This is a genomic window from Pseudoalteromonas sp. NZS100, from assembly GCF_015864815.1.
In the GTDB taxonomy this organism is placed as follows: domain Bacteria; phylum Pseudomonadota; class Gammaproteobacteria; order Enterobacterales; family Alteromonadaceae; genus Pseudoalteromonas; species Pseudoalteromonas distincta.
This window is the reverse complement of the sequence record NZ_JADYWM010000017.1, coordinates 32,783-59,456: the sequence shown is the minus strand read 5'-3', so window position 1 is coordinate 59,456 and position 26,674 is coordinate 32,783. Positions and strand designations below refer to the sequence as shown.

Genomic DNA, 26,674 nt, shown 5'->3' with positions numbered 1-26,674 from the left:
CCGTGCTTAATAAAAGGTTGTACCAATGTCAGATGATAAAGACTTTAAAGATCCGTTCAACGCTACTTACTTTCTTGCTTTTTTAGCTGTATTTGCAGGGATTGGTTGTTTAAATGCAATATTAGGCTGGATCACTAGCTTAACGTAAAATGTATAGCGTTTATTAAGGCTGTTGCTAACTTCAGCCTTGAACCACTTTATTTTAATTACCCCTTCCATATTTAATACTTCTTTTATAATAACGCCAAACTCGCAATTAAAGGTTAGTTAAGGTTATAATCACCTGCTTTGTAATATAAACAATTGAGCAGTTAAAATTATGACTCAAGTAACACCAGCAATTATCAAAAACAGCATAACTACAATTGCTGATTATCCAAAAGCGGGCATTATGTTTCGCGATGTAACCACTTTAATGGCAAATCCAGAAGCCTTTAAAGCAACTATTGACGCGTTTATCGCAGAATATAAAGATCAGGGCTTTACTAAAATCATAGGCACAGAATCACGTGGTTTTATTTTTGGTGCGCCATTGTCTTATGCGTTAGGCATTCCGTTTATTCCAGTACGTAAACCAGGTAAGTTACCACGCGAAGTTATTCGCCAAGATTACTTACTTGAGTACGGTGAAGACACGCTAGAACTGCATGTAGATGCAATTGTACCTGGCGACAAAGTATTACTAGTTGATGACTTATTAGCAACTGGTGGCACAATTGAAGCCACTGCTAAGTTAGTTAATAAACTAGGTGGCGAAGCCACAGATGCAGCATTTGTTGTATCACTACCAGAACTTGGTGGCGAGCAGCGCATCAAAAAAATGGGTATTAAAATCCTAAAATTGGTTGAATTCGAAGGCGAGTAATCGATGAGTTATCAGGTTCTAGCGAGAAAATGGCGTCCTCAAACCTTTCATGAATTGGTTGGGCAGTCTCATGTTAAGCAAGCGCTTGTAAATGCGCTTACGCAAAATAGACTGCATCACGCTTATTTATTCACTGGAACCCGCGGTGTAGGTAAAACCACCATTGCACGTATTTTTGCTAAAAGCTTAAATTGCGATGAAGGTATATCTGCAAATCCGTGTGGACAATGTAGCAGCTGTTTGGATATAGAAGCAGGGCGCTACATTGACCTACTCGAAATAGATGCGGCTTCTCGTACAAAAGTAGAAGACACTCGCGAAATACTTGATAATGTTCAATATGCACCAACGCGTGGACGTTATAAAGTATACCTAATCGATGAAGTTCACATGCTTTCTAAGCACAGCTTTAACGCGCTTTTAAAAACGCTTGAAGAGCCACCAGAGCATGTGAAATTTTTATTGGCGACCACCGATCCTCAAAAATTACCAGTTACTATATTATCTCGCTGTCTACAATTTAACTTAAATGCCTTGTCGCAAAGTGAAATTAAAACACAGCTTGAACACGTACTTACTCAAGAGCAGCTTAGCTTTGATACCGATGCACTTAGCATTATTTCAAAAGCCGCTGATGGCAGTATGCGTGATGCACTTAGCTTAACCGACCAAGCTATTGCGCAAACAAATGGTGATATTAATAATCAAGCAGTACAAACAATGCTTGGTTTAATGGATACTCATTATAGCCAAAGCTTGCTTGCAGCATTACTTGCACAAGATGGCGCTGCGCTAATGGATGAGATTGCGCAGGTGGCAAGTCGTAATCCTAATTATGTGGCATTGCTTGATGATTTAATTGCACTTACGCATTTGACTCAACTAACCCAGTTAGTGCCTGAAGCGGCAGGGCTAGATGAAAAAAATGTAGATTATATTGCTTATGTTGCACAACATACGAGCCCACAACAAATTCAAATTTATTATCAGTTACTGTTAAATGGTAAAAAAGATTTACAATGGGCACCAGAGCCTCGCTTAGGTTTTGAAATGATAATGCTAAGATTATTAGCATTTAAGCCTTCAGATGTGCAACAAACTGTACACACAGCAAACGAAGAGCCGGCCCCAAATAAACAAGGCCGTGCAAATGCACTGCGAGATATATTAAATAAAAATAAAACATCGCAAAACACCGTAGATGGCCAAAGTAGTGTCCCTGTAAACAATACTAAGCCAGTTAGCAATGCAGAGCAGCCTAAAACCGTTGAGATAGAGCCTTCAGCTAACGCTGCCGCTCAGTCATCAAATAATGAAGTTGTGCAAAGTAATAATGAGCCTGCTCAAGTTGCAGTAGAGCAACCGGTTCAACAAAGTGAAAACGCTTCAAAGCAACAGGCTTTAGCTAAAGAGCAACCACAAACCAATGTTGTTTCAGATGCTCAAGCCCAGCGACAAAGTGAAGATGAAGCTTATATGCTCCATAGTGATGCTGAACAAACGCTGGCCTCGCAATTTGACGATATAATGAGTAGCGCTGTAGATCAGGGTTTTAAACCTGCACCTACTGCAAACTCAGAGTCTTCACCAGAGCCCTTAACAAATCACAATGCAAGTACGCCAATAGCTGAACAAGAAGCGCAGGCGCAATCTGCCATTGCTCGTATTTTACGTGACAGAAACATATCCGGTGCGGGTAGGTTATCAAGCAAGAGTACAAGCACCTCTGCAAATAATGTAGCAGCGCAGCCAAATCAAGCGCCCGCTAAAAAGCCAGAACATCACGCAAGAATGCCTAAAGCTCAAAGTGTTAACCAAGGTAGCACCGCTGAAAATACAAACGAGCTCAACAGCGTTTCAAGCGTAGCACCTAGCGATCCCCCACCTTGGGTGACTGATAGTGCAGGTGCAAGTGAAAAAAAGCATGAGCTCCCACCAACAGGGAGCGAAAGCCAGGCACATGGTCACGCTAATACAAAACCAGCACGAAAAGTTGATTTTAAAGAAAAACATCAAACAATTACCGAAAATTTAGCGCCAGAGCTACTTGAGCAAATAAATCCTCAAAAAGTACCTGAAGCAGCGCCCGAGGAAATTAGTATTCCCGTGCCTGATGATTTTCAAAGTCCAATCAGTGAAATTAGATTTGCACATCAACAAGATGAATGGGCTTATTTAATTAAACGTATGGGACTGGGTGGTCGTATGCGCCAATTTGCGTTGCATTCAATATTTACCAAGCAAGGCAACAGTTTACATATAGACGTTGATGAATCACAAAAGCATTTAGATACACCGATGCTTCGCCAAAGATTAGATGCCGCATTGTCGAGTATTTATGAGCATAACGTGTCGTTAAGTATTAATTTTGCTAAGGGAGTTATTGATTCTCCTTATCTTATTCAGCAAAAAATAGATGCAGGACGTCATCAACAAGCAATCGATGTGATCACATCGGATGAAAACATAGTACAATTTCAGCAAGTATTTAGCGCCGAAATTGACGAAAACAGTATTCAGGCATTGTAATTACTTACAATCGCCCTTATGTTCATGTTAATTAATGTATTAAAAGAAAGAGAGAAAGTTATGTTTAAAGGTGGAATGGGCAACATGATGAAGCAAGCGCAGCAAATGCAAGATCGCATGCAAAAAGCCCAAGACGAAATCGCAACTCTTGAAGTTGTTGGTGAAGCCGGTGCAGGTTTAGTTAAAGTAACTATGCTTGGTAACCACAATGTACGTCGTGTTCAGCTTGATGAAAGCTTGATGGAAGACGACAAAGACATGATTGAAGACTTACTTGCAGCAGCATGTAACGATGCTGTTCGCCGTGTTGCAGAAGAAACACAAGAGCGTATGGGTAAAGTAACTGGCGGTATGCAATTACCACCAGGTATGAAAATGCCGTTTTAAGTAAATAATGCAACTTTCAGATAGTTTAAATCAGCTTATAGAAGCACTGCGCTGTCAACCGGGCATTGGTCCAAAGTCAGCGCAACGTATTGCTTTTCACCTGCTTGAGCGCGACCGAAAGGGAGGCACTCAGCTGGGCAATGCACTCACTAAAGCAATGACCGCCATAGGGCACTGTCAGTCTTGTCGTACTTTTTGCGAACAAGCTCAGTGCGATATTTGTTTAAGTACAAAACGCCAAGACAGCGGTATATTATGTGTTGTTGAATCGCCTACTGACGTACTTGCCATCGAGCAAACAGGTCAGTATTTAGGTCTATACTTTGTATTAATGGGTCACTTATCGCCAATAGACGGTATTGGTCCTAAAGAGATTGGCTTAGATGTTTTAGAGCAAAAGCTTGCCCAAGGCGATATTAATGAGGTTATTTTAGCGACTAACCCTACCGTTGAAGGCGATACTACCGCACATTATATTGCTCAGCTTTGTCATAAATACAAAGTCGGCGCTTCACGTATTGCCCATGGTATTCCTGTGGGAGGTGAGCTTGATTTAGTAGATGGTAGAACACTTATGCATGCCTTTAGCGGCAGGCGCCTAGTTACTCAAGACTAGCTCTAAGTCACTATTTGAAAACAAATTACAAAAGCCTACATGATTAAATCATGTAGGCTTTTTCGTTTTTAAGGTAAGCTTAGAAACAATTTAATATATTTTTGGGCTATGTCTCTAATTAGTAAGGAATACAATGAAAGATAACCAACCCTATCAAGGTGCATTACTAGGTAGTAAGCGTTTTTTACCGCTTTTTATTACGCAGTTTTTCTCAGCGATAAACGATAACGTGTATAAGCAATCAGTGCTTATTCTATTAATATTTCAGGCTGCAACGCTTGCAGATGGCGCACTTTATTCAAATATTGCTGCTGGGTTATTTATTCTTCCGTTCTTTTTATTTTCAGGGATGGCAGGGCAGCTTGCAGAAAAAACAGAAAAATCAAAATTGATTAGAATCGTAAAACTATGTGAAATCCCTATTATGGTTGTAGGGGCAGTTTCTATTTTAACGCAGTATGTGTGGCTAATGTTAGCCACCGTATTTTTAATGGGCGTGCAAAGTACGTTTTTTGGTCCATTAAAATATTCTATTTTACCGCAGCACGTAGCACCTAATGAATTAACAAAAGCGAATGGTTTGGTTGAATCAGGCACGTTTGTGGCCATACTAATGGGTACAATTTTTGGCACTTATTATATTACTCAATCAGTAGGGCCTACGCTTATAAGTATTGCAGTATTAGTATTGGCTGTGATGGGTTATGTGAGCAGTCGCTTTATACCCACTAGTGAAGCGAACGAGCCTAACTTAAAATTTACCTATAATATATTTTCATCCACAAAAAACGTATTTTCAGCACTTAATTCGCAAACAGAATCAGTTGGTAAATCAGTCCTCGGGATCAGTTGGTTTTGGTTAATTGGCGCCATCGTTTTAACATCCCTACCAAATTATGTAAAACACACAATGGGTGGTGATGAACTGGTTGTCACTAGCGCGCTTGTTGTGTTTTCACTAAGTATTGCGATTGGTTCGTTACTGTGTGAAAAGCTTTCTCGCTCACGAATAGAATTAGGAATTGTGCCTTTTGGCGCTATTTTAATTACCTTGTTTTTATACTTACTGAGCCAAGAGCCAGCCATTAGCTCTTATTTACCGCAAAACCTTGAGTTAATGACGCTTCAGGAGCTATTAAAAACAGGCGATATGGTGTGGCACTTTGTATGGATGGCAGGCATTGGTATTGGCTCTGGTTTTTACACTGTACCGCTGTATGCGCTTATTCAACAGCGTACTGAAGAGTCGAGTCGCTCACGAGTTATAGCGGCTAACAATGTATTAAATGCACTGTTTATGGTGGGCAGTGCTGTTTTAAGTATTGTTACGCTGTCTGTTTTTCAGTGGAGTATTTCAGAGTTGCTACTGTTACTTGCTGGGCTAAACTTACTTATCTCTGTTTATATTTATACCAAAGTACCAGAGTTCTTTTTACGATTTATTATATATATTTTAGCTATTTGTATGTACAGAGTGCGTACAAAAGGTGAAAGTAATATACCTGATGCAGGCGCTGCGGTTGTCGTGTGTAATCATGTCAGCTTTGTTGATTGGATGTTTATTTTAGCCGCATCACCAAGGCCTATCCGGTTTATGGTATTTGCCCCTATTTATTATTCGCCGGCCCTACATTGGTTATTTAAAATGGCCAAGGCTATTCCCATTAACAGTGAAAAAACGAATCCAGAAGCGTTTAAAAAAGCCTTTGACGAAGTGGCTGCTGCGCTTAATAAAGGCGAACTTGTTGGTATTTTCCCTGAAGGAAAACTAACCAGTGACGGCTCAGTGGATATTTTTCGCCGTGGAATAGAGCGCATTATTGAGCGCTCACCTGTGCCCGTTATTCCTGTGCACTTAGGGGGTTTATGGGGCAGCATGTTTAGTCGTAAAGCTAAATGGCAATTGCCTCGATTAAAATGGTCTTTGGTGTCGGTTGCAGTCGGTGCCCCGATTGCTGCTGATAAAGTAGTAGCAGATGATTTACGTGAAAAAGTATTGGCTTTAAAAGCGCTTCATTCAAAAGATAGTGACTAATTTAATGATTAACTTAATGGCTAACTCAACATCACATACACCTTCAGAACAACCCATTATAGTTGATGATTTTGTAGCCCCTAAGTGCGACGGGTTTATTGAAATATTATATCAAGATGACGATATTTTACTGATCAATAAACCCAGTGGACTATTAAGTTTATCAGGTAAAAACCCGCTTAACTGGGACTCAGTGCATTACCGCTTAGTAAATGGTCAAAAGGGCTTAACAGCTGCATTTGCAGAGGCTAAGTTACCGCATCGGCTAGATTTGGGCACATCGGGCATTATGATTGTTGGATTAAACGCGATTGCGTCAAAGCACCTTAATAAGCAATTTCAAGCGCGTACTATTCAAAAGCGTTATGTAGCCATATTAGAGGGATGCTTGGCTGTTGATGAAGGGCAAATTACTGCGCCAATTGCTAAAGATAAACTGCTTTTTCCGCGTGTTAAAATTTGCCAATCGACAGGTAAAACAGCGGTGAGTGAATATAAAGTACTTGAGCGGCTCAGGCAACCGTGCAGAACCTTAGTGCAATTTACACCTATTACTGGGCGTACTCACCAATTAAGGATACACAGCCAGTTTATAGGGCACCCAATTTTAGGCTGTGATTTATATAAAAGTGCGCAAAGTGAACATATGGCAGGGCGGTTACAATTACATGCCAGCGATTTATATTTTGAACATCCAACAACAGGTGAAAAGATTCATATTAATTGTCCGCATTCGTTTTAAACAAATTAATGGTTCTTTGTTTTCGTTTCACCTTTTTTAAATTTTTCCCTTGAAGTTCTAACACCTCACCCCATATTAAGTGCATAACGCAGACACTTTGCAAATTGGAGATATATAAATGACTGCAGCACAAAAAGAAACATTAGGCTTTCAAACAGAAGTAAAACAATTATTAAACTTAATGATTCATTCTCTTTATTCTAATAAAGAAATATTTTTACGTGAGCTTGTGTCAAATGCATCAGACGCAGCAGACAAGTTACGCTTTTTAGCATTATCTCAAGGTGACCTTTACCAAGGTGATGCCGATTTACGTGTTCGTATTAGTGCAGATAAAGAAGCAAATACAATTACCATTTCAGATAATGGTATTGGTATGACGCGAGATGAAATCATTAGCTCATTAGGTACTATTGCAAAGTCAGGTACTGCTGAGTTTTTCAAAAACTTAACAGGCGATCAAAGTAAAGATTCACAGTTAATTGGTCAATTTGGTGTAGGTTTTTACTCTGCATTTATTGTTGCTGATTTAGTAACTGTTCGTACACGCAAAGCCGGTGAAACAACCGCATACGAGTGGGAATCTCAAGGTGAAGGCGAATACACACTTCAAGAAATTGAAAAAGAAGGCCGTGGTACCGACATTATTTTACATCTTCGCGATGAAGAAAAAGAATTTGCTGATGACTGGCGCCTACGTAGTATCGTTACTAAATACTCTGATCACATCTCAACGCCAGTACAAATGTTTAAAGCAGAAGTGCCAGAATCTGAAGGTGAAGACGGCGAAAAAATTCCAGCAGTACCAGGTGAGTGGGAAAGCATTAACCGCGCGACTGCATTGTGGACACGCGATAAATCAGAGCTTTCTGATGATGAATACAAAGAGTTTTACAAGCATGTAAGCCATGATTGGGAAGAGCCACTTAGCTGGGCACATAATAAGGTTGAAGGTAAAACTGAATACACTAGCCTTTTATATATTCCTAAAAAAGCACCTTTCGACTTATGGAACCGTGAACGTCAAAGTGGTTTAAAACTTTACGTACAACGTGTGTTTGTAATGGATGATGCTGAGCAATTCATGCCAAGCTACCTTCGCTTTGTAAAAGGCTTACTAGATTCAAACGATTTACCACTGAACGTATCTCGTGAAATTCTACAAGACAACAAAGTAACGCAAGCTATTCGTAAAGGGTGTACATCGCGTATTATTAAAATGCTTGAGCGTATGGCTAAAAACAAAGCTGACGATTACCAAGTATTTTGGAACGAGTTTGGTCAAGTAATGAAAGAAGGCCCAGCTGAAGATGCTGCAAATAAAGAAGCTATTTGTAAGCTACTTCGTTTTTCTTCGACACACACTGATTCAGAAACACAAGATGTGTCGCTTGAGCAATATGTTGAACGCATGAACGAAGGCCAAGACAAAATTTACTACGTAGTAGCTGATACATTCACCGCTGCGAAAAACTCACCGCATTTAGAGATTTTCCGCAAAAAAGGCATTGAAGTATTACTACTAAGTGACCGTGTTGACGAGTGGATGATGAGCCACTTAACTGAATTTGCTGATAAGCAACTACAGTCGATCACACGTGGTGACTTAGATTTAGGTAAGCTTGACGACGAAGAAACTAAAAAAGCGCAAGAAGAGTCTGAAAAAGAAATGGCTGGCCTTGTTGAACGTATTAAAACAGCACTAGGTGATGACGTTAAAGAAGTGCGCTTTACGCACCGCTTAACAGATTCTCCAGCATGTGTTGTAAGCGACGACAACGACATGAGCTCACAAATGCAAAAGCTAATGGAATCTGTTGGTCAAGCAGCCCCTGAAGCAAAACCTGTGTTTGAGCTAAACCCAGAGCATCAACTTGTTAAGCACTTAAATGACGAACAAGATGAAGATAAGTTTGCGCAGTGGTCACACGTTTTACTAGATCAAGCACTACTTGCAGAACGCGGTACACTTAAAGATCCAACAGGATTTGTTACTCGCTTAAATAAATTGATGCTTGAACTAAGTAAATAAGTAAATAAGCAAATAGCTATTTACTCAGTTAATAAAGTATAAATTATGTACTTTAAATAAAAGGGAACGTGTGTTCCCTTTTTTAATGCCCTGTAAACACCCAACGGCTCATCAATTAGTATAAGTTGCTTGAGTATCGGCGGCGCTTGTGGAAGAATTCAGGCTTTAAAATAAATATCCATACTAGGGGACAATAATATGCGCATTATTCTTTTGGGCGCGCCGGGTGCAGGTAAAGGTACTCAAGCTCAGTTTTTAATGGACAAATACGGTATTCCACAAATTTCTACTGGCGATATGTTACGTGCGGCAATTAAAGAAGGCACGCCACTGGGTCTAGAAGCAAAAAAAGTAATGGATGCTGGTCAACTAATTTCTGACGATATTATTATTGGTTTAGTTAAAGAGCGTATTACTAAAGCGGATTGTGAGAAAGGTTTTTTACTTGATGGCTTCCCGCGTACAATCCCGCAAGCGGATGCAATGAAAGAAAATGGCGTAGTGGTTGATCACGTTATTGAATTTGACGTGGCTGATGAAGTCATTGTTGAGCGTATGGGCGGACGTCGCGTTCATCCTGGTTCTGGTCGTGTTTACCACGTTGTTTATAATCCACCAAAAGTGGAAGGTAAAGACAACGAAACTGGGGATGACTTAATTGTTCGCGCTGATGATACTGAAGAAACAGTACGTAAACGTTTAGGTATTTACCATGAGCAAACTATGCCATTGGTTGATTACTATCAAGCAGAAGCGGCTGCTGGTAATACTCAATACCATAAACTAGATGGTACACAAGCTGTTGAAACTGTTAGCCAACAACTTGGTGAACTTTTAGGTTAATTATAAAAGCACATTAAAAAACCGCCAATTGGCGGTTTTTTGTTTTAAGGCTATTTAGCATTGCTTAATTAGTGCTACTTAATGGACTTTACAATGTTTTAAGTTTCTCAATTACGCTGTTGTATTCTGGTTCAGTTGAAAGGCTACTAACTAACTGTTTATAAATGACGTTATGGCTTTCATCTAAAATAAAGACTGTTCGCGTTAGTAAGCCCATATCTTTAATAATCAATCCGTATTTCTGACCAAAATCACGCCAAACAGAATCTGATAACGTAGTGATTTTATCGATATTTTCAGCTTTGCAAAAACGCTTTTGAGCAAATGGTAAATCAGCACTAATTGTTAGCATAACTACACTTGGGAATTGTGAGGCTACTTTTTCATTAAAGTGCTTAGTTTGCAGGCTACAAATGCCTGTATCTAGGCTGGGTACTACACTTATTAATACAGCTTGGCCTTTATAATCCTCAAGTGTCACTGGAATAAAGTTGTCATCAACAACTTTGAAATTTGGCGCACTATCTCCAATTGAGATACCTTGACCTAATAAAGTGACTGGTTTGCCTTGCGCGGATACTTTTCCTGCATCAAGTGTGTTTTCTGGATAGTCGGCTGCAATAGCCACAGAACAAAATGCACTCAAAGCAAAGGCAAGTGAACGTAACATAAGGTATTTCCTTTTAAATTAACGCAATGGGCGTCAGTGTATTATACTGGGCTTTAGTTACCAAGTGATTAAACCTGCTTAATAGAGTGGGTATTAGCTCTGAAATATAAAAATTGTAACTATGCTAAACTTTGATTAACATGAAGTTACAAAAGATATCTTCAATAATAAAAATAAAAACCATCATAAAATGATTTTAATGCTCATTACTGGTTTAGAAACAGAGAGATAATATGTCAACATCGGTATTAATATGTGATGACTCGAAATTAGCTAGACGTCAGTTGGCTCGCTCATTACCTGAAGATTGGGACATTAAAGTAGAATTTGCACTTGACGGCGTTGATTGTATAAAGCAAATAAAGTTAATTGAACCAGAGATACTTTTTCTCGATTTAAACATGCCAGAAATGGACGGTTATGAAGTATTAATCGCTATGAAAGAACAGGGGCTTAATATTCTCACTGTTGTTGTCTCTGGTGATATACAACCAAGTGCACACCAAAGAGTGCTTGAGCTTGGTGCTATCGATTTTATTCAAAAACCATGTTCCCCCGAAAAACTAGCCAGCATAATTGAACACCATGGGATTAAAGATAAAGCCATGCGTGAGCGTCTCTCTCATTCGCTAGGAGAGCAAGTCGACCCTGATGTTCGGGATATATACCAAGAGCTAACTAATGTTGCTATGGGGCAGGCTGGGGATTTACTTGCACGTCTTCTTAATGTATTTGTAGAGTTACCAATTCCTAATGTGAATATTTTGGAAGTTAATGAACTCGATATGGCGCTGCAGTCTATAGATAATAACGCAGCTACATCGGGTGTGTGCCAGGGCTTTATTGGCGGTGGTATTTCGGGCGAGGCGCTATTACTTTTAAATGATTCAAGCTTTAAAGAAATAGCTTCTTTGATGAACTATGACGGCGAGTTAAACGATAAAGTTGAACTTGAGCTGCTTATGGATATTAGTAATATTTTGATAGGCGCTATTTTAACGGGTCTTTCAAAACAGCTCGATATGTCATTTAGTCAAGGGCACCCGATTGTACTTGGCCAACACAGAGATGTGTCTGAGCTGGTTAAATCAAACAAGTCACGTTGGCAACGCACCCTTGCAATAGAGATTAGTTACGGTATTGAAAACCATGATATAAATTGCGACCTCATGCTGTTATTTACTGAAGATTCACTTAAAACTTTGAAATACAAAGTTGCTTACCTATTAGAAGATTAAGTTATGGCCGCTGATTTAGAAATGAATGAGATCCATTGGTTAATGGATATGTTTAATACCGTTGATGTAGGCCTTGTGGTACTCGATAGGGATTATAAGGTGTGTGTATGGAATGGTTTTATGGAAAACCATTCAGGGCTTCTACCAAGCGCAGTAAAAGATAAAGATCTATTTGATTTATTTCCAGCAATAGACGAAAAATGGTTTAGAAGTAAATCTGAGTCGGTTTTTGTTTTAAAAAACCGCTCTTTTACGATTTGGGAGCAGCAGCCATACATTTTTAGGTTTAAAAATTATCGACCTATTACTGGTAAAGCTGATTACATGTATCAAAATGCGACATTCATCCCTCTTACCAATACGATGGGCGAAGTTAGCCACATTTGTATTATTTTATATGATGTAACAGATGTCGCGGTAAATAAAAAAGAGCTTGAAGAGTTAAATAAAAAATTAGAACAAGTAAGTCAAACAGATAGCTTAACGCAGCTTGCAAACCGTGGACACTGGGAAGGTACGCTACGCCAAGAGTTTTTAAGAGTTAAGCGAAGTGGTGGCTGTAGTACATTATTAATGTTTGATATTGATCACTTTAAAAAAATAAATGATGAATATGGTCATAGCTGTGGTGATGAATCGCTTCGTCATTTGTCTAACTTACTACGTACGACGCTGCGCGAGACTGATGTTGCAGGGCGTTATGGCGGTGAAGAGTTTGCAGTGACATTGCTTGATACAGATAAAGAAGGCGCTTTTGTATTTGCTGAGCGTTTAAGGGTATTGATTGAAACTAACCCTGTTAAGTATAAACACTTTGAAATAACAATGACGGTAAGTATAGGGCTGGCTGGTAGCAGTAATGATTTTAAAAATCATGAGCGCTGGATAGAGGCTGCAGATAAAGCACTGTACCAGTCTAAAAATACAGGGCGAAATAAAGTAATAGCTTACGAAGATATAAAAAATGACGCTTAAGCGTCATTTTTTATATCCAGAATTTAGGGTTAAATAATACCGTGTTTTTATAATTTGCTGAGCAAACCCAATCAGTATGAAAATTATATTGCCCTTTATTATTGTGTTGTGTGTCGAGAGTCATCTATTGGGCATTGATCAATCATTGAAACCTCACCAGAATTTGACTCTTGCTCTAGTTTTACTTTAAAGCCCCATAATCTGTAAAGATGCTTAAGCACTTCCTCGTGCGAGTTTGCTAAAGGAATATTGTTATGAGGTACATAGCGTAGGGTTAATGAACGGTCACCTCTAATATCAACATCATACACTTGAATGTTAGGCTCATGATTACTTAAATTGTACTGCGCTGAGAGTGCTTCTCTCACTGCCTTATAGCCGTTGTCGTTATGTATTGCGCCAATTTCTAAATGGGGATTATTAGTATGATCAATAATAGTAAATAATTTAAAATCACGAATTAACTTAGGCGATAAAAACTGGCTAATAAAACTCTCATCCTTAAAGTTTTCCATTGCAAAATGCAGTGTATCTAGCCAGTTACTACCTGCATATTCAGGAAACCAGCGTTTATCTTCTTCAGTTGGGTGTTCACATATTCTGCGAATATCAACCATCATATTAAAGCCTAAAGCATATGGGTTAATGCCTGAATAATATTTACTGTTATAAGGTGGCTGATAAACTACGTTGGTGTGGCTTTGTAGAAACTCTAACATGAAAGAGTCGGTGAGCTTTCCCTCATCATATAAGTGATTAAGGATGGTGTAATGCCAAAAAGTTGCCCAGCCTTCGTTCATTACTTGAGTTTGTTTTTGTGGGTAAAAGTATTGCGAAATTTTACGTACAATACGTATCACTTCACGTTGCCAAGAATCGAGTAATGGGGCATTTTTTTCAATAAAATACAAAATATTTTCTTGAGGTTCAGAAGGGAAATGGCGGACTTTCTTTTTGGTTTCTTGCTGTTGCTCAGGAATAGTTCGCCATAATTCGTTTACTTGCGATTGAAGGTAGTCTTCGCGCTCTTGTTGGCGTTTTTGCTCTTCAAATAGCGATATTTGTTGTGGACGTTTGTAGCGATCGACCCCGTAATTCATTAATGCATGACATGAGTCGAGTAGGGCTTCTACTTGTGTAATACCATGCTTTTCTTCACAGCGGCTTATGTAGTTTTTAGCAAATACCAAGTAATCAATAATTGAACCTGCATCGGTCCAGGTTTTAAATAAGTAATTACCTTTAAAAAATGAGTTATGTCCGTAACACGCATGTGCCATTACAAGCGCTTGCATAGGTAGGGTGTTTTCTTCCATTAAGTACGCAATACAAGGGTCTGAATTTATCACTATTTCGTAAGCGAGACCCATTTGTCCGCGCTTATAATTTTGCTCTGTTTGAATGAACTTTTTACCGTACGACCAATGACTGTAGCCAATAGGCATACCAACACTTGAGTAAGCATCCATCATTTGCTCTGCGGTTATCACTTCAATTTGATTAGGGTAGGTGTCTAACCTATAGTGAGCTGCAACACGAGCAATTTCACCTTGGTACTCATCTAATAAATCAAAGGTCCAATCTGGGCCATCACTCAATCGTTTATCATTCATAATGTTACCTCGCTTTTGGCTATGCAGAGTTTTGCTGTTGACGACCTTTTTTAAATAGCTCCCTAAAAATTGGGTAAATATCTTCAACGCTTTGAATATGCTGTATGGCGAAATTATTATGGCTGTGTGTTATAGATTCATATTCGCGCCATAGGCTTTGATGAGCACGAGTGGTTATTTCAATATAAGCAAAATAACGTACTGCGCTTAAGAGCTTATTACGTAATATTTCACCACACTGCGGGGTGTCGTCCGCCCAGTTATCGCCATCAGAGGCTTGTGCGGCGTATACATTCCACTCATTTGCGTGATAACGCTCTTTTATTATTTCGTTCATTAATTTAAGTGCGCTTGAAACAATAGTGCCGCCAGTTTCTTGGGAGTAAAAAAACTCTTGTTCGTCTACTTCTTTAGCTTGTGTGTGGTGGCGAATATAAACAACTTCTATGTCTTTATAACTGCGGGTTAAAAATTGATAGAGCAAAATATAAAAACGCTTTGCCATGTCTTTTGTTGGCTGATCCATTGAGCCTGACACATCCATAATACAAAACATCACGGCTTTGCTGGTGGGGTGAGGGCGCTTTTCGTAATTACGAAAACGTAAATCGTAGTTATCAATAAACGGAACTGACTTAATTTGCACTTTTAATGCTGCAATTTCTTTTTGTAACAAAGCAATTGCCGCTTTATCGTTATGTGGACCAGCAAGCAGCAGAGCAAGTTGTTCTTCGAGCTCTTTTAAACGGCGTTTTTTACCTGCACTCATGGCAACACGCCGTGCAAGCGAGCCTTGAAGAGAGCGTACAATGTCAATATTACTTGGCATGCCGTCGCTACAAAATCCTGCGCGATGGGTTTTCATTTGCACTAACTTATCAAGTTGGTTTTCTTGTAAGTTAGGAAGTTCTAGATCTTCAAACAGTAAATCAAGGTATTCATCTTTTGATATTGAAAATACAAACTCATCTTGTCCCTCGCCCGAATCGCTGGCGTCACCTTCACCGGCACCACCGCCTTGTCCGCCTTTAGGGCGCTCAATTTTATCACCTGTAGAAAACTGATCGTTACCAGGGTGAATTTGTTCTCTATTCCCGCCTTGCCCTTGATGAAATGTAGGTTCGCTGATATCGCGTTGTGGAATAGAAATACTCTCACCAGAGCTTGAATCGGTAACGCTGCGTTTGTTAATCGCATCTGAAACCGCTTCTTTAATTTGTTTTTTATAGCGCCTAATAAAGCGCTGGCGATTAAGCGTACTTTTATTTTTTCCGTTTAAACGCCTATCTATAAAATGCGCCATATTGACCTCCTATATACTACGACTATGAAGGTTATTGCGATTTTCTAACCCGTAAATACCACTCAGAAAGCAAGCGAACTTGTTTTTGTGTATAGCCTTTTTCGACCATACGGTTCACAAAGTCTTCGTGCTTTTGCTGATCCTCTGCAGACGTTTTAGTATTAAACGAAATAACGGGTAGTAAATCTTCGGTATTAGAGAACATTTTTTTCTCAATCACCGTGCGTAGTTTTTCGTAGCTTGTCCATAGTGGGTTTTTGCCGTTGTTGTGTGCACGGGCACGCAGTACAAAGTTCACTATTTCATTACGAAAATCTTTAGGATTAGAAATACCCGCTGGCTTTTCTATTTTTTCAAGTTCAGCGTTTAGCGCTGCGCGGTCAAATAGTTGTCCTGTATCGGGGTCTCGATATTCTTGGTCTTGTATCCAAAAATCTGCATAAATAACATACCGGTCAAAAATATTTTGTCCGTATTCTGAGTACGATTCTAGATAAGCGGTTTGCAGTTCTTTACCTATAAACTCGATATATTGTGGAATTAAATAGCCTTTTAAAAAGCTTAAATAACGCTCTTCTATTTCACTTGAAAATTGCTCGCGCTCTATCTGTTGCTCAAGCACATAGAACAAATGCACCGGATTTGCAGCAACTTCAGTGGTATCAAAGTTAAACACTCGGGACAAAATTTTAAACGCAAAGCGGGTAGAGAGCCCCGTCATACCTTCATCAACACCTGCGTAATCACGATACTCTTGATACGATTTTGCTTTAGGGTCGGTGTCTTTTAGGGTCTCGCCATCGTATACCCGCATTTTAGAATAGATACTTGAATTTTCTGGCTCTTTTAAACGTGATAGCGTCGTAAATTGCGCCAATGTTTTAAGTGTACCCGGTGCACATGGCGCGTTGTATAGCTCGCTGTGCTCAAGTAATTTGTCGTAAATTTTAATTTCTTCAGTTACACGTAAGCAATAAGGGACTTTTACAATATAAACACGGTCTAAAAATGCTTCGTTGTTTTTATTGTTTTTAAAGGTTTGCCACTCAGACTCATTCGAGTGAGCGAGGATCATGCCATTAAAGGGCAGGGCACTAATGCCTTCTGTGCCGTTATAGTTACCTTCTTGGGTGGCGGTAAGTAAAGGATGCAGCACTTTAATAGGCGCTTTAAACATTTCTACAAATTCCATCAGCCCTTGGTTAGCTAAACATAAAGAGCCAGAGTAGGCGTATGCATCAGGATCGTTTTGGGCAAAGTGCTCAAGCTGGCGAATATCGACCTTACCAACCAGTGCTGAAATATCTTGGTTGTTTTCATCTCCTGGTTCGGTTTTGGCAATGCCTATTTGGTTTAAAATAGAAGGGTAGCGTTTAACCACTCTAAACTGGCTAATATCACCATTGAACTCTTTTAAGCGTTTGCCAGCCCAAGGCGACATAATGGTTTTTAAGTAGCGCGGTTTAATATCGTATTCTTTGCTGAGTACGTCTGCATCTTCGATAGGATCAAACAAGGAGAGGGGGTGGTCGTTTACAGGAGACCCTTTAATTGAATAAATAGGCACTTGTTGCATTAAATACTTTAGTTTTTCAGCAATGGATGATTTACCCCCACCAACAGGTCCAAGTAAATAAAGCACTTGTTTGCATTCTTCTAGCCCCTGAGCCGCATGTTTTAAATAAGAGACTATTTGCTCAATGGCGTCTTCCATACCATAAAAATCAGCAAAGGCAGGGTAGCGCGCAACTACTCTATTTGAAAATAATCGACTTAGTCGTGCATCCGTTGCGGTATCTACCATGTGTGGTTCGCCAATTGCCATGAGTAGGCGTTCTGGTGCGCTGGCGTAGGCAGACTTATCGGTTTTACAAATCTCAAGAAATTCAGCGATACTGTATTCTTCTTCCTGTGCCGCTTCGTATCGTGCTTGGTAATGCTCAAAAATCGTCATAATAACCTCCGAAACCCACTGTAAAAAGGTGCTTACCTTTTAAAGTCTAGTCACGAATGTGTATTTTTGTGCAATAAAATTAAAAATTTAAGTGAAAAAAGATCATGTTACTAAAAGCGTTTTATTAAATGATGAGGCGCTTAGGTGTGATAAACAAGAAACAAAAAAAGACGCCTAAGCGTCTTTTTTACATTAGCGTTTAAAGGCTAATTAAGCGAAGTTAGCGTTCGCGAATTCCCAGTTAACAAGCGACCAAAAACCTTTAAGGTAATCTGGACGAACGTTACGGTAATCGATGTAGTAAGCGTGTTCCCATAAATCCACTGTAAGGATTGGAGTAACGCCATCATCAGTTAATGGTGTAGCAGCGTTAGATGTATTAACGATGTCTAGTGAACCATCAGCAAGCTTAACTAACCACGTCCAGCTTGAACCAAAGTTATTTACTGCTTTGTCATTTAATGCATCTTTAAACGCATCAAAAGAACCCCATTTAGCGTTGATTGCATCAGCAACTGCGCCAGTAGGCTCGCCGCCGCCGTTTGGAGATAAGCTGTTCCAGTAAAAAGTATGGTTCCAGATTTGTGCTGCGTTGTTAAATACGCCGCCTTCTGATGAACATACGATCTCTTCTAGAGATTTGTTTTCAAACTCAGTACCAGGGATTAAACCATTAAGCTTAACCACGTAAGTGTTGTGGTGTTTGCCATGGTGAAACTCTAGCGTTTCTTTTGAAATATGTGGCTCAAGTGCGTCGATTGCATATGGTAGTGACGGTAGTTCAAATGCCATTTTTTTATCTCCATCTTCTTTGGTTGATAGTCCATTTGGTAATACGTAATGCCTGTTGAAACAGAGCAGTTACCTATACCAAGCGGTAATATAGTGTTACTATAATTGTTGAGTATTTTACTCAAGTTTAAGCAAACAGCAATGCTATTGCGAAAGACTATTTCAATTGCGGCTTTATTTGCCCATTTTAAGTTATATATTTGTGGTCACGATGAGTTATTTTCAAGACCTAAATATATTTAGCTATCGTTACTTTGAGGTTGTAGATGGAAACCATTGATAAAATTAAACAGCAAATTTCAGAAAATCCAATAATCCTTTTCATGAAAGGGTCACCAAAATTACCAAATTGTGGTTTTTCTTCACAAGCATCGCAAGCGTTAATGTCATGTGGTGAACCATTTGCATACGTTGATATTTTACTTAATCCAGACATTCGTGCTGAGCTTCCAGCATACGCAAATTGGCCAACATTCCCACAACTTTGGGTAGATGGCGAATTAGTTGGTGGTTGTGACATTATTATCGAAATGTTTCAACGCGGTGAATTACAGCCGTTAATTACTGAAACTGCTGCTAAATACAAAGAAGCTGACGCAGAGTAATTTATTACTCAACCTGAACTCAGGTTATTAAGCTCTTTAAACACAAAGTCACTTTTTTAAGTGGCTTTGTTGTTTTTAATTTGTGTGAATTTATGAATAAGGAAGGCTCACTTGTACGTTTAAGCCGCCCTCTATTTTGTTATGTAAACTTATATGCCCTTGGTGCGCTTCTGCTATTTCTCTGCATAAAGCTAGCCCTAAACCACTCCCCGTACTTTTTGTAGAATAAAAGGGCACTAAAGCATTTGCCATTACTTGCTCGCTCATTCCTTTACCGCAGTCGCTTACATTTATAATACAAGCTTGGGGTACAAACTCGACCTGAATATGTATTTCATTGGCGTTGGAGCCTGACTCGTGTGAATTTTTTAATAGGTTTATGAGCAGCTGCTCGAGTTGTGTTTGATCAGCTTGTAATTCATTGTGTGAATTTTTTATTTCGTAGCTAAATTGCCAGTGATTTTTTAAATTATCGAGTGTGTTTTGCCAGTTAATCCGCGTTTTTTGTGGCTGAGGTAATTTAGCAAACTTGCCATAGCCTTGTACAAATTCAGTTAAGTGACTAATTCGCTCATCAATAGTTGCAAATACACGGGCAAGGCGAGGCTCATCAACTTTATTTGCGAGCAATTGTGCGCTGTGTAGCATGGATGACATAGGGCCGAGTGAATTATTTAATTCGTGGCTAATAATGCGTATTACTTTTTTCCACACGGCAACTTCTTGGCGACTAAGTTCACGGGTTAACTGTTTAAATATATATAAATGATGCTTTTGATTATTGAGTAAAAACTCCCCAGTGGCTAAATGCCAAGTTTGCGAGTCTTGATTCTCTATTTCTATATTAAAGAGGCCATCAATACCGTGCTCTATAGCTGCTACTAATTGCAGAGGCGAATTTTCGAGTAACTTACTTAGTTGCAAACCTTCAAGGCGAGTTGCGCTATTAAATAAACTACGGCTAATTAAATTACTAAATACCACCGTATTATTATCATTGACCAGCAATAACGCTTGCGGCGAGCTTTGCAATACTTTATCAAGCATTAACTCGCGCTGGTAAATCCATTGTTTTTCTTGGCGAAGCTGTTTTGCGGTTTGATTATAAAGTTGGCATAGTTTTCCAAGTTCATCATTACTTTTATACGCAAGCAAACTGGAGAGCTCACCATCTTTAAAATTAAGTAATCCGGTTTCAAGCGATTGCATGCCAAGCTTTATTGGCTTGGAGAGAGCTCTTGAAAGCAGGGTGCTAAATGTAAGCGTTAGTAATATTAAAAACAGAGTGTAGTAAATATCAAAGCCACTTAGCGCGGCAATAATAACAACAGGCAGCGCGCTACAAAACCCGCAAATTAATACAACCTTTTGGCTTAGGGTAAAGTTGCTAATAATGCTCGGCATTAATAATCAATACCCATTTTTTGTAACCGCCTGTAAAGTGCTTGTCGGCTTAAACCAAATTCACGGGCCACTTTGGCTATAACACCTTGATGAGCGCGCATTGCGTGTTCTATTTCTTGTTTGGTCGGCTCTGCTTTTGCTTCTTGTTGAGCAGTAACCGGTGACGAAAGTACAAAGTCATCGACTGTAAGCGCACCTGTAGGTTTTAGTACCGCTACGCGTTTACAAGCGTTTTCTAGCTCTCGAACGTTACCCGGCCATTTGTAATGTTGAAGTGCTTGCTCTGTGTTTATAGTCAGCTCTCGGTGAGGTAAAAAATGGCTAATAAGTGCTAAAACATCATCTTGTCTTTCGCTTAGGGCAGGCACATTGAGCTCAATTACATTAAGGCGATAATATAAGTCTTCCCTAAATCTACCTTGTTGAATTGCTTGTAGTAAGTTTTCGTTAGTGGCCGATATAACCCGCACATCTACTTTTCGTGTTTTTGTTGAGCCTAAACGTTCAAACTCGCCGGTTTGTAGTACGCGTAGTAATTTTATTTGTCCTGAAAGTGGTAAATTACCAATTTCATCTAAAAATAACGTACCGCCATCAGCTGCTTCAAATCGACCAATACGTTGTTTGGTTATCCCCGTATATGCACCGGCTTCAGCGCCAAAAAGCTCGGCCTCTATAAGTTCTTGCGGTAGTGCGCCTGCGTTTACCTTAATAAAAGGTTGCGATACAAGTGGGGAGTTTTTTTGAATGATATGCGCAATGCACTCTTTACCACTCCCATTAGGGCCTGTAATTAATGCAGATATATCAGATTTAGCTACTTGTAGCGCCATAGTGACCAGTCGTTCCATAGCCGTGCTTTTAAATATTAGCCCGGCAAGGTCTGCGCTTTTAAATGTACCTTCACGCTCTTGTTGATGGCGATTATGTGTAGCAACTATTTTTTTAGCACTGCCTAGCTCTATTAAGTTAGCGATACAAACTAGTAGTTTTGCATCATCCCAGGGTTTTGGTAAGTAATCAGCAGCACCGGCTTTTACAAGCTCAATGGCGGTGGCAAGTTCGGTCCAGGCTGTAATAAGTATAATAGGGAGGTGTGGGTTTATTTCTCGTAGTTCATAAAACAAGGCTTTACCTTCTTCACCAGAGGTGGTGTCACTGGTAAAGTTCATGTCTTGAATTACAAGCTCAATTCGCTGATAGCGAACTATTTGCAGAGCATCAAACGGATTTGTTGCAGTGACTACCGAAAAGTCGTGGATCTCGAGCAACAATGAAAGTGCGTCGAGTACTGCTTGGTTATCATCAACAATGAGTATTTTATGAGTCATAGGTTATTTTTATAATTTTTTAATGGCTACACTGCCTTACTAAGCAGTGTAGCATAGTGATTTACATATTATTAAATAGTGCGAGTTGCGATACTGGGCGAAATATTAGCAGCGCGTTTAGCCGGCGCTAATACCGCAAGTAAGCTCATTAAAAATACGGCAATGGCGGTAACGGCTATATAACTTGGCGGTAGTGCAGCTACAGAAAAATACTGCATTAACATTTTCCCAAGCAGTATTGCTGTTACTACACCTAAGGCTAAACCTAGGCTACAAATTAATGCATTTTCTACTAAAAAGTAGCTAACAATAGCTGACTTTCTTGCGCCAAGTGCTCTGCGTGTACCAATTTGCTTAGTACGTTTGCTAATATTAAATAAGGTTAAGCCAAAAATACCGAGAGCGGTTATAAGCACTAAAATAGTGATTAATACTATGAGCATGCGCATCATAAGGCGATCTTGAGCGGTATACTCATTTTTTAATTCATCAAGCCCTTTAATGTTGTTAATAACGCGTTTGCTGTAATTTTCGAGCATAGCATTTTCTATTTCTTTCATTACAGCTGCTCGCTGACCAGGCTCTGTACGAACGGCAACTTGTGCATAACTTGCTGCTTTAATATAAGGAATAAACGCAAGATTATCGGGTTTACTGTCTTTGAGCCACGGGCCTTTCATTTTTCCGATCACGCCAATAATTTTAAGCGGTAGGTCGCCAAAATAAACTATTTTCCCTAAACCATTTCCCTCAGGATATAGCTCATCAAGTAGGGCTTTAGTGACTATAGTGACATTGGTGCGCTTTTGTGTAATTTCGTTTGTAACGAGCACTTCATCTTCGGTAAAATTTCGCCCAGCAATTAAGTTAACGCCGTAGGTATTAATAGCATGGTCATCTATAAAGAAATAAGCGGTTCTTACACTTAGGCCTTCTTGAGGAGCTGGTTTTAAATTAAAACTAGAGGCACTACCACCGCCGGATAGCGGGATGCTACTGCTTAATGCGGCATCGACTACGCCTGGCATTTCTCTGATCATGGTTTCATCAAGCTCAAATTGTTGACTTAAGTTAATATCCTTTCCAAAAGTCATTACATTAAACTTAAATATATCTTGCTCAGGGTAGCCTGTTTCTTGGTTTAAATAGCTAATTCTATCTTGAATAATAAATGCAGCATTACTGACAATTGCCGTGGTGATTGCAATTTGAATTAGCAGTAAAACAGCGCCTACCTTTGAGCGACATAAGGCATTAAATATAGGTTTTATTTCTAACATTGTGGTATTCCCTTACTGGCTCTTAAGATAAATAGCAGGATTGGTTTTGCACACTAACCAAGCAGGGTACAAACCAGCCAAAATGCAGGTTGTAATTGCAATCAATGGGGCGCTTAAGAGCATGGTTAAATCCATTGTCGCTAAGTTTTCATAGTAGTCGTAGCTTTGCCCTACGCCCATTAAGCCAAGTTGTGCGAGTACAATTCCTAACATGCCACCTATAAAACCAAGCATGGCGACCTCAACTAAGTGCTGTAAAAATATTTGCCTTTTACTAGCACCTAATGCGCGCCTTACACCTACTTCTGGCGCTCTGCGTAAAAACTTAGCTAAAAGTAAACCTAAAATATTGGCTAAGCAGACACCTAAAAACATAAAGCTCAGGCCCACTAAAATTTTATTGTCTTCGGTGACGACGTTGTTGTATTGCATCCATTGGTTTACATCGCGAAGTTTATACTCAAGTTCTTTACGATTAAATCGTCCACGCTTTTGTTGTTCTTGCATATAGGCTAATAAGTAATTTTGATAGGCTTGTTTTTGTTCAAGCGTATTTAGCTCTGCCCAAAACTGGATCCATACTTGCTCAGATTGCAGTTTATCTGCAAAGGTTGGTGTGTTTTCGTGTTTCCATCCATTGCTATTGCCCCAACTTACGAGCTCTTTTGCCTTTATTAAGCTAAAGGGCATAAATAACTCTTCTACTTGATTAAATGCACCGTTATTTAAATCATAATACTTAATATTGAGAGGCCAATGGTTAATAACACCAACTACTTGATAGCTTGCATCATCTAAGTAAATCAGTTCTCCGACGGAGTTTTTTCCTGCAAATAGTTTATCGTTTATCTCTTGGGTAATAACAACGACAGGTGCGGCTGAGTCTTCTTGCTCTTTGCTCCAAGCCCCTCCGTATAGAAATGACAAATTAAACATGCTAAAAAAGTCAGGCGTTGTCATGCGGGCACTGCCAATAAAAGGTTTTATTTTGTCTGAGTCTAGATAAACTGAAAAGCCGGTACGCATCATAGCCACTTTTTTCTCTGACGTGGGTGTGTTTAATAAGTTCTCAGCATCTTGATAGGTCAGTTGCAGTGGCATGTTATCTTCTGTCCACCACGTACTACCATCGTCCATTGTTTGTAATTGCACACTGTAAAGTTGGCTGCTTTTTTCTGGGATAGGATCGGCCGACATCATGTGATAAACACTAAGGCTGGTCATTGTTATGCCTATACCTATCGCAATGGCAAGTACCATTAAAAAGCTAACCAGTGGGGTGCGCTTGAAGCTGCGCCAACTTAAATCTAAATAATGAATAAACATTAGTTAAACCCCCGATGCTGTTTTTATAGTTTGCGCGCCCTGATAAAGCGTAAAGTCGGCAAGCTGTCCATCAACTACTTGAATATTACGCGGAGCACGGCGGGCTAATTCGCTATCATGCGTTACCATTACAATAGTGGCACCGTCGCGATTTATTTGTTCAAGTAACTCCATAACTTGGCGCGCCATTAAGCTGTCAAGGTTACCTGTTGGCTCATCGGCAAGTAAAAAACGAGGTTCACCGGCAAGCGCACGAGCTATTGCCACACGTTGTTGCTGGCCACCAGAGAGTTGCTGAGGTAAGTGTTTAGCGCGAGATGCTAAACCAACTTGTTCAAGGCATTGTTCAATTCGACGTTTTCGCTCATTTGCTTTAATCCCTCTGTAGCGAAGAGGAACTTCTATGTTTTCATATAAATTTAAATCGGGGATTAAATTAAAGCCTTGGAATATAAAGCCAATTTTTTGATTACGTAAATCAGCACGTTGGTTATCGTTTAGGCTGCCAACATTAACACCATCCAACAGGTATTCACCTTCGTTAAAAGGCTCGAGCATACCTGCAATATTTAAAAAGGTTGTTTTTCCTGAGCCGCTAGGACCGGTAACAGCAATAAATTCGCCTTCGTTTACTTGCAGGTTAAAGTCTCGAAGCGCATGGGTTTGTACCATTTCTGTTTGGTATACTTTACTTACATTGTTCATTTGTAACATGGTTGTTCCTAATTATTTTTAGCGTTGGTTGAGAACGTCTGTTTAATTTAATAAAATCGTATCGGCTTGCTTAAAGTCGCTGTAGCTTGAAATAATAATTTCATCGTTTTCTTTTAGTCCGCTCAAAAGCTCAACCGCATTAATGCTGGTGGCGCCTATTGTAATAGGTATACGCTTTGCAATATTGCCTTCTACCTTATAAGCAAAAATTCCGCCTTGCTGCATAAAAGCGCCGCGTTTTACCTGCATTACACCTTCTCGGTTGTCGAGTAAAATACGTGCAGTTAAGCGTTGGTTTTGACGAATGTTGTTAGTAACACCTTTAAATCGGACGCGTGCTGTTACTTCACGATTATTAACTTCTGGTGATATGGCGGATAAATTCCCCATCACTGTTTCATTGCCTAACTTAAGCTCTACTTCCATACCGAGCCCTAATTCGTTTGCGTAACTTTCAGGTACTTGAAGTTCCGCTTCGAAATTACTTAAGTCGACGAGTGTCATAAGAGGTTGGCTTTGTGTCACAGCGGCTTTTTGTTGCACAAGTAGGTTACCCACGATCCCAGTAACGGTAGCCTTAATAGATAGGTTGCTTACTTTTCTGATTAAGTCATCAACAATAAGTTGTTGGCGGGTCACATCACTTTTAGCAGCTTGTAGTTCAAAGGCGAGCGTGTCTTTGGCAAGCAGTACCTCTTGTTGTGCATGTTTATATGAGAGCTTTGCACGTGATAAATCATCAACTGCTTTTTCAAGATCAATTTGGCTAATTAAGTGCTTTTGAATTGATAACTGCGCGCGACGATTTTCGCGCTCAGCGGCATTAAGCTCAACTTGTGCCATATCGAGTGTTTTATTTAAAGTGAGTGTTTGGCGTCTTGCTTGCAAATGCTGCCTTTGCTGCTCGCCTTGTAGTCTTTTAAGTACAGACTCCTGTTGCTTTAATTCGTTAGTTAACTCAGGGCTTTGCAGCAGGGCAAGTGTATCGCCTTGCTTTACTGTATCGCCGGCCTTTACTTTTAAATCTATAAATCCACGTTCTGGGCTGTAGATTTTAGGAGCATTAGCAGCAACAATTTTACCACTGGCGGCAATGTCTCGAATGAGCGCTTTAACGTGTACTTTGGCAACCTGTACTTTTGAGCGGCTAATAGAGCTTTTAGCGCTATGACTCGTTAAAAAAATATAAGCAATTGTAGAGGCTGCAATGAAAATAACCGCAGTGATTATCGCGTATTTTTTATAGCTTATAGGTGCCTTTACTTGTACGTCTTGTGCGCTGGTATCTTTAATCATTTAATTTCCCCTAAATTGCTTTTATGTATTTTTCGCACAGCAGTAATAAAGCTGCAGTGCAAATAGCGGCAATAGGAGAGAGTAAAAATAAGCTTAGAGTAAACATAGTAATTCCAATTAGCGA

23 protein-coding genes are annotated in these 26,674 nt (G+C 39.6%); 12 read left to right on the top strand and 11 right to left on the bottom strand.

Annotated elements, in window-relative coordinates:
- Positions 1 to 25: 25 nt before the first annotated feature.
- The 9 genes from I6E69_RS20780 to adk all read left to right on the top strand — a co-directional run bounded on the left by I6E69_RS20780 (position 26) and on the right by adk (position 10,049).
- Positions 26 to 148 carry a hypothetical protein gene (locus I6E69_RS20780; protein ID WP_002962301.1) on the top strand — a complete coding sequence of 41 codons (123 nt, stop codon included), beginning with the start codon at positions 26 to 28 and terminating at the stop codon, positions 146 to 148.
- A gap of 171 nt (positions 149 to 319) precedes the next feature.
- Complete coding sequence (gene apt, locus I6E69_RS15885; RefSeq protein WP_002962303.1) at positions 320 to 865, top strand: adenine phosphoribosyltransferase; 546 nt, start codon at positions 320 to 322, stop codon at positions 863 to 865.
- 3 nt (positions 866 to 868) lie between these two features.
- A complete protein-coding gene (gene dnaX / locus I6E69_RS15880; RefSeq protein WP_197121635.1) occupies positions 869 to 3,394 on the top strand; it encodes a DNA polymerase III subunit gamma/tau in 2,526 nt (841 codons plus the stop codon).
- A 60-nt stretch (positions 3,395 to 3,454) separates the two neighbouring features.
- A complete protein-coding gene (locus tag I6E69_RS15875) occupies positions 3,455 to 3,781 on the top strand; it encodes a YbaB/EbfC family nucleoid-associated protein (protein ID WP_002962306.1) in 327 nt (108 codons plus the stop codon).
- A gap of 7 nt (positions 3,782 to 3,788) precedes the next feature.
- Positions 3,789 to 4,397: a recombination mediator RecR gene (gene recR, locus I6E69_RS15870; protein ID WP_002962308.1), complete on the top strand. Its 609-nt coding sequence runs from the start codon at positions 3,789 to 3,791 to the stop codon at positions 4,395 to 4,397.
- 133 nt (positions 4,398 to 4,530) lie between these two features.
- Entirely contained in the window at positions 4,531 to 6,432 is a 1,902-nt protein-coding gene (locus I6E69_RS15865) for an MFS transporter (protein WP_197121634.1), read from the top strand.
- A gap of 4 nt (positions 6,433 to 6,436) precedes the next feature.
- Complete coding sequence (locus I6E69_RS15860; protein WP_182673524.1) at positions 6,437 to 7,174, top strand: RluA family pseudouridine synthase; 738 nt, start codon at positions 6,437 to 6,439, stop codon at positions 7,172 to 7,174.
- 118 nt (positions 7,175 to 7,292) lie between these two features.
- Positions 7,293 to 9,206 carry a molecular chaperone HtpG gene (htpG, locus tag I6E69_RS15855; protein ID WP_138489320.1) on the top strand — a complete coding sequence of 638 codons (1,914 nt, stop codon included), beginning with the start codon at positions 7,293 to 7,295 and terminating at the stop codon, positions 9,204 to 9,206.
- Positions 9,207 to 9,404: 198 nt separating this feature from the next.
- Positions 9,405 to 10,049: an adenylate kinase gene (gene adk / locus I6E69_RS15850; protein WP_039487425.1), complete on the top strand. Its 645-nt coding sequence runs from the start codon at positions 9,405 to 9,407 to the stop codon at positions 10,047 to 10,049.
- 88 nt (positions 10,050 to 10,137) lie between these two features.
- Here adk and tpx read toward each other — a convergent pair whose 3' ends face one another.
- Positions 10,138 to 10,719: a thiol peroxidase gene (gene tpx / locus I6E69_RS15845; protein WP_002962322.1), complete on the bottom strand. Its 582-nt coding sequence runs from the start codon at positions 10,717 to 10,719 to the stop codon at positions 10,138 to 10,140.
- Positions 10,720 to 10,952: 233 nt separating this feature from the next.
- Here tpx and I6E69_RS15840 point away from each other — a divergent pair, with 233 nt between their 5' ends.
- Positions 10,953 to 11,957 (top strand): response regulator, encoded by a 1,005-nt coding sequence (locus I6E69_RS15840; protein WP_024590825.1) that lies wholly within the window; start codon positions 10,953 to 10,955, stop codon positions 11,955 to 11,957.
- Between the two features lie 3 nt (positions 11,958 to 11,960).
- Positions 11,961 to 12,932, top strand: coding sequence for a diguanylate cyclase (locus I6E69_RS15835; RefSeq protein ID WP_024592692.1), 972 nt, complete (start codon positions 11,961 to 11,963; stop codon positions 12,930 to 12,932).
- Positions 12,933 to 13,030: 98 nt separating this feature from the next.
- Here the strand turns inward: I6E69_RS15835 and I6E69_RS15830 are convergent, their stop codons facing one another.
- The 4 genes from I6E69_RS15830 to I6E69_RS15815 form a co-directional block, all read right to left on the bottom strand.
- Positions 13,031 to 14,545, bottom strand: coding sequence for a SpoVR family protein (locus tag I6E69_RS15830; RefSeq protein WP_197121633.1), 1,515 nt, complete (start codon positions 14,543 to 14,545; stop codon positions 13,031 to 13,033).
- 19 nt (positions 14,546 to 14,564) lie between these two features.
- Entirely contained in the window at positions 14,565 to 15,848 is a 1,284-nt protein-coding gene (locus tag I6E69_RS15825) for a YeaH/YhbH family protein (protein ID WP_007375849.1), read from the bottom strand.
- A 31-nt stretch (positions 15,849 to 15,879) separates the two neighbouring features.
- Positions 15,880 to 17,802 carry a PrkA family serine protein kinase gene (locus I6E69_RS15820; protein WP_197121632.1) on the bottom strand — a complete coding sequence of 641 codons (1,923 nt, stop codon included), beginning with the start codon at positions 17,800 to 17,802 and terminating at the stop codon, positions 15,880 to 15,882.
- A 210-nt stretch (positions 17,803 to 18,012) separates the two neighbouring features.
- Positions 18,013 to 18,594: a superoxide dismutase gene (locus I6E69_RS15815; RefSeq protein WP_002960323.1), complete on the bottom strand. Its 582-nt coding sequence runs from the start codon at positions 18,592 to 18,594 to the stop codon at positions 18,013 to 18,015.
- 266 nt (positions 18,595 to 18,860) lie between these two features.
- Here I6E69_RS15815 and I6E69_RS15810 point away from each other — a divergent pair, with 266 nt between their 5' ends.
- Entirely contained in the window at positions 18,861 to 19,199 is a 339-nt protein-coding gene (locus I6E69_RS15810; RefSeq protein WP_004335359.1) for a Grx4 family monothiol glutaredoxin, read from the top strand.
- Positions 19,200 to 19,289: 90 nt separating this feature from the next.
- Here the strand turns inward: I6E69_RS15810 and I6E69_RS15805 are convergent, their stop codons facing one another.
- From I6E69_RS15805 to I6E69_RS15780, 6 genes are all read right to left on the bottom strand, one after another.
- Entirely contained in the window at positions 19,290 to 20,603 is a 1,314-nt protein-coding gene (locus I6E69_RS15805) for a PAS domain-containing sensor histidine kinase (protein ID WP_197121631.1), read from the bottom strand.
- Positions 20,603 to 21,934 carry a sigma-54 dependent transcriptional regulator gene (locus I6E69_RS15800; protein WP_197121630.1) on the bottom strand — a complete coding sequence of 444 codons (1,332 nt, stop codon included), beginning with the start codon at positions 21,932 to 21,934 and terminating at the stop codon, positions 20,603 to 20,605. Before I6E69_RS15800 ends, I6E69_RS15805 begins: the two co-directional genes overlap by 1 nt.
- 71 nt (positions 21,935 to 22,005) lie before the next feature.
- Positions 22,006 to 23,214, bottom strand: a complete 1,209-nt coding sequence (locus tag I6E69_RS15795; protein WP_197121629.1) for an ABC transporter permease — start codon at positions 23,212 to 23,214, stop codon at positions 22,006 to 22,008.
- 12 nt (positions 23,215 to 23,226) lie between these two features.
- The gene (locus I6E69_RS15790) at positions 23,227 to 24,540 is read right to left on the bottom strand and encodes an ABC transporter permease (protein ID WP_197121628.1); all 1,314 of its coding nucleotides are present in this window, start codon (positions 24,538 to 24,540) and stop codon (positions 23,227 to 23,229) included.
- Between the two features lie 3 nt (positions 24,541 to 24,543).
- Entirely contained in the window at positions 24,544 to 25,254 is a 711-nt protein-coding gene (locus I6E69_RS15785; protein WP_004335374.1) for an ABC transporter ATP-binding protein, read from the bottom strand.
- Positions 25,255 to 25,296: 42 nt separating this feature from the next.
- The gene (locus I6E69_RS15780; protein ID WP_197121627.1) at positions 25,297 to 26,550 is read right to left on the bottom strand and encodes an efflux RND transporter periplasmic adaptor subunit; all 1,254 of its coding nucleotides are present in this window, start codon (positions 26,548 to 26,550) and stop codon (positions 25,297 to 25,299) included.
- Positions 26,551 to 26,674 lie beyond the last annotated feature (124 nt).

Excerpts from the sequence above, each read along its gene's own strand:
- I6E69_RS20780 (WP_002962301.1), top strand. The coding sequence starts at position 26 with ATGTCAGATGATAAAGACTTTAAAGATCCGTTCAACGCTACTTACTTT.
- apt (WP_002962303.1), top strand. The coding sequence starts at position 320 with ATGACTCAAGTAACACCAGCAATTATCAAAAACAGCATAACTACAATT.
- dnaX (WP_197121635.1), top strand. The coding sequence starts at position 869 with ATGAGTTATCAGGTTCTAGCGAGAAAATGGCGTCCTCAAACCTTTCAT.
- I6E69_RS15875 (WP_002962306.1), top strand. The coding sequence starts at position 3,455 with ATGTTTAAAGGTGGAATGGGCAACATGATGAAGCAAGCGCAGCAAATG.
- recR (WP_002962308.1), top strand. The coding sequence starts at position 3,789 with ATGCAACTTTCAGATAGTTTAAATCAGCTTATAGAAGCACTGCGCTGT.
- I6E69_RS15865 (WP_197121634.1), top strand. The coding sequence starts at position 4,531 with ATGAAAGATAACCAACCCTATCAAGGTGCATTACTAGGTAGTAAGCGT.
- I6E69_RS15860 (WP_182673524.1), top strand. The coding sequence starts at position 6,437 with ATGATTAACTTAATGGCTAACTCAACATCACATACACCTTCAGAACAA.
- htpG (WP_138489320.1), top strand. The coding sequence starts at position 7,293 with ATGACTGCAGCACAAAAAGAAACATTAGGCTTTCAAACAGAAGTAAAA.
- adk (WP_039487425.1), top strand. The coding sequence starts at position 9,405 with ATGCGCATTATTCTTTTGGGCGCGCCGGGTGCAGGTAAAGGTACTCAA.
- tpx (WP_002962322.1), bottom strand. The coding sequence starts at position 10,719 with ATGTTACGTTCACTTGCCTTTGCTTTGAGTGCATTTTGTTCTGTGGCT.
- I6E69_RS15840 (WP_024590825.1), top strand. The coding sequence starts at position 10,953 with ATGTCAACATCGGTATTAATATGTGATGACTCGAAATTAGCTAGACGT.
- I6E69_RS15835 (WP_024592692.1), top strand. The coding sequence starts at position 11,961 with ATGGCCGCTGATTTAGAAATGAATGAGATCCATTGGTTAATGGATATG.
- I6E69_RS15830 (WP_197121633.1), bottom strand. The coding sequence starts at position 14,545 with ATGAATGATAAACGATTGAGTGATGGCCCAGATTGGACCTTTGATTTA.
- I6E69_RS15825 (WP_007375849.1), bottom strand. The coding sequence starts at position 15,848 with ATGGCGCATTTTATAGATAGGCGTTTAAACGGAAAAAATAAAAGTACG.
- I6E69_RS15820 (WP_197121632.1), bottom strand. The coding sequence starts at position 17,802 with ATGACGATTTTTGAGCATTACCAAGCACGATACGAAGCGGCACAGGAA.
- I6E69_RS15815 (WP_002960323.1), bottom strand. The coding sequence starts at position 18,594 with ATGGCATTTGAACTACCGTCACTACCATATGCAATCGACGCACTTGAG.
- I6E69_RS15810 (WP_004335359.1), top strand. The coding sequence starts at position 18,861 with ATGGAAACCATTGATAAAATTAAACAGCAAATTTCAGAAAATCCAATA.
- I6E69_RS15805 (WP_197121631.1), bottom strand. The coding sequence starts at position 20,603 with ATGCCGAGCATTATTAGCAACTTTACCCTAAGCCAAAAGGTTGTATTA.
- I6E69_RS15800 (WP_197121630.1), bottom strand. The coding sequence starts at position 21,934 with ATGACTCATAAAATACTCATTGTTGATGATAACCAAGCAGTACTCGAC.
- I6E69_RS15795 (WP_197121629.1), bottom strand. The coding sequence starts at position 23,214 with ATGTTAGAAATAAAACCTATATTTAATGCCTTATGTCGCTCAAAGGTA.
- I6E69_RS15790 (WP_197121628.1), bottom strand. The coding sequence starts at position 24,540 with ATGTTTATTCATTATTTAGATTTAAGTTGGCGCAGCTTCAAGCGCACC.
- I6E69_RS15785 (WP_004335374.1), bottom strand. The coding sequence starts at position 25,254 with ATGTTACAAATGAACAATGTAAGTAAAGTATACCAAACAGAAATGGTA.
- I6E69_RS15780 (WP_197121627.1), bottom strand. The coding sequence starts at position 26,550 with ATGATTAAAGATACCAGCGCACAAGACGTACAAGTAAAGGCACCTATA.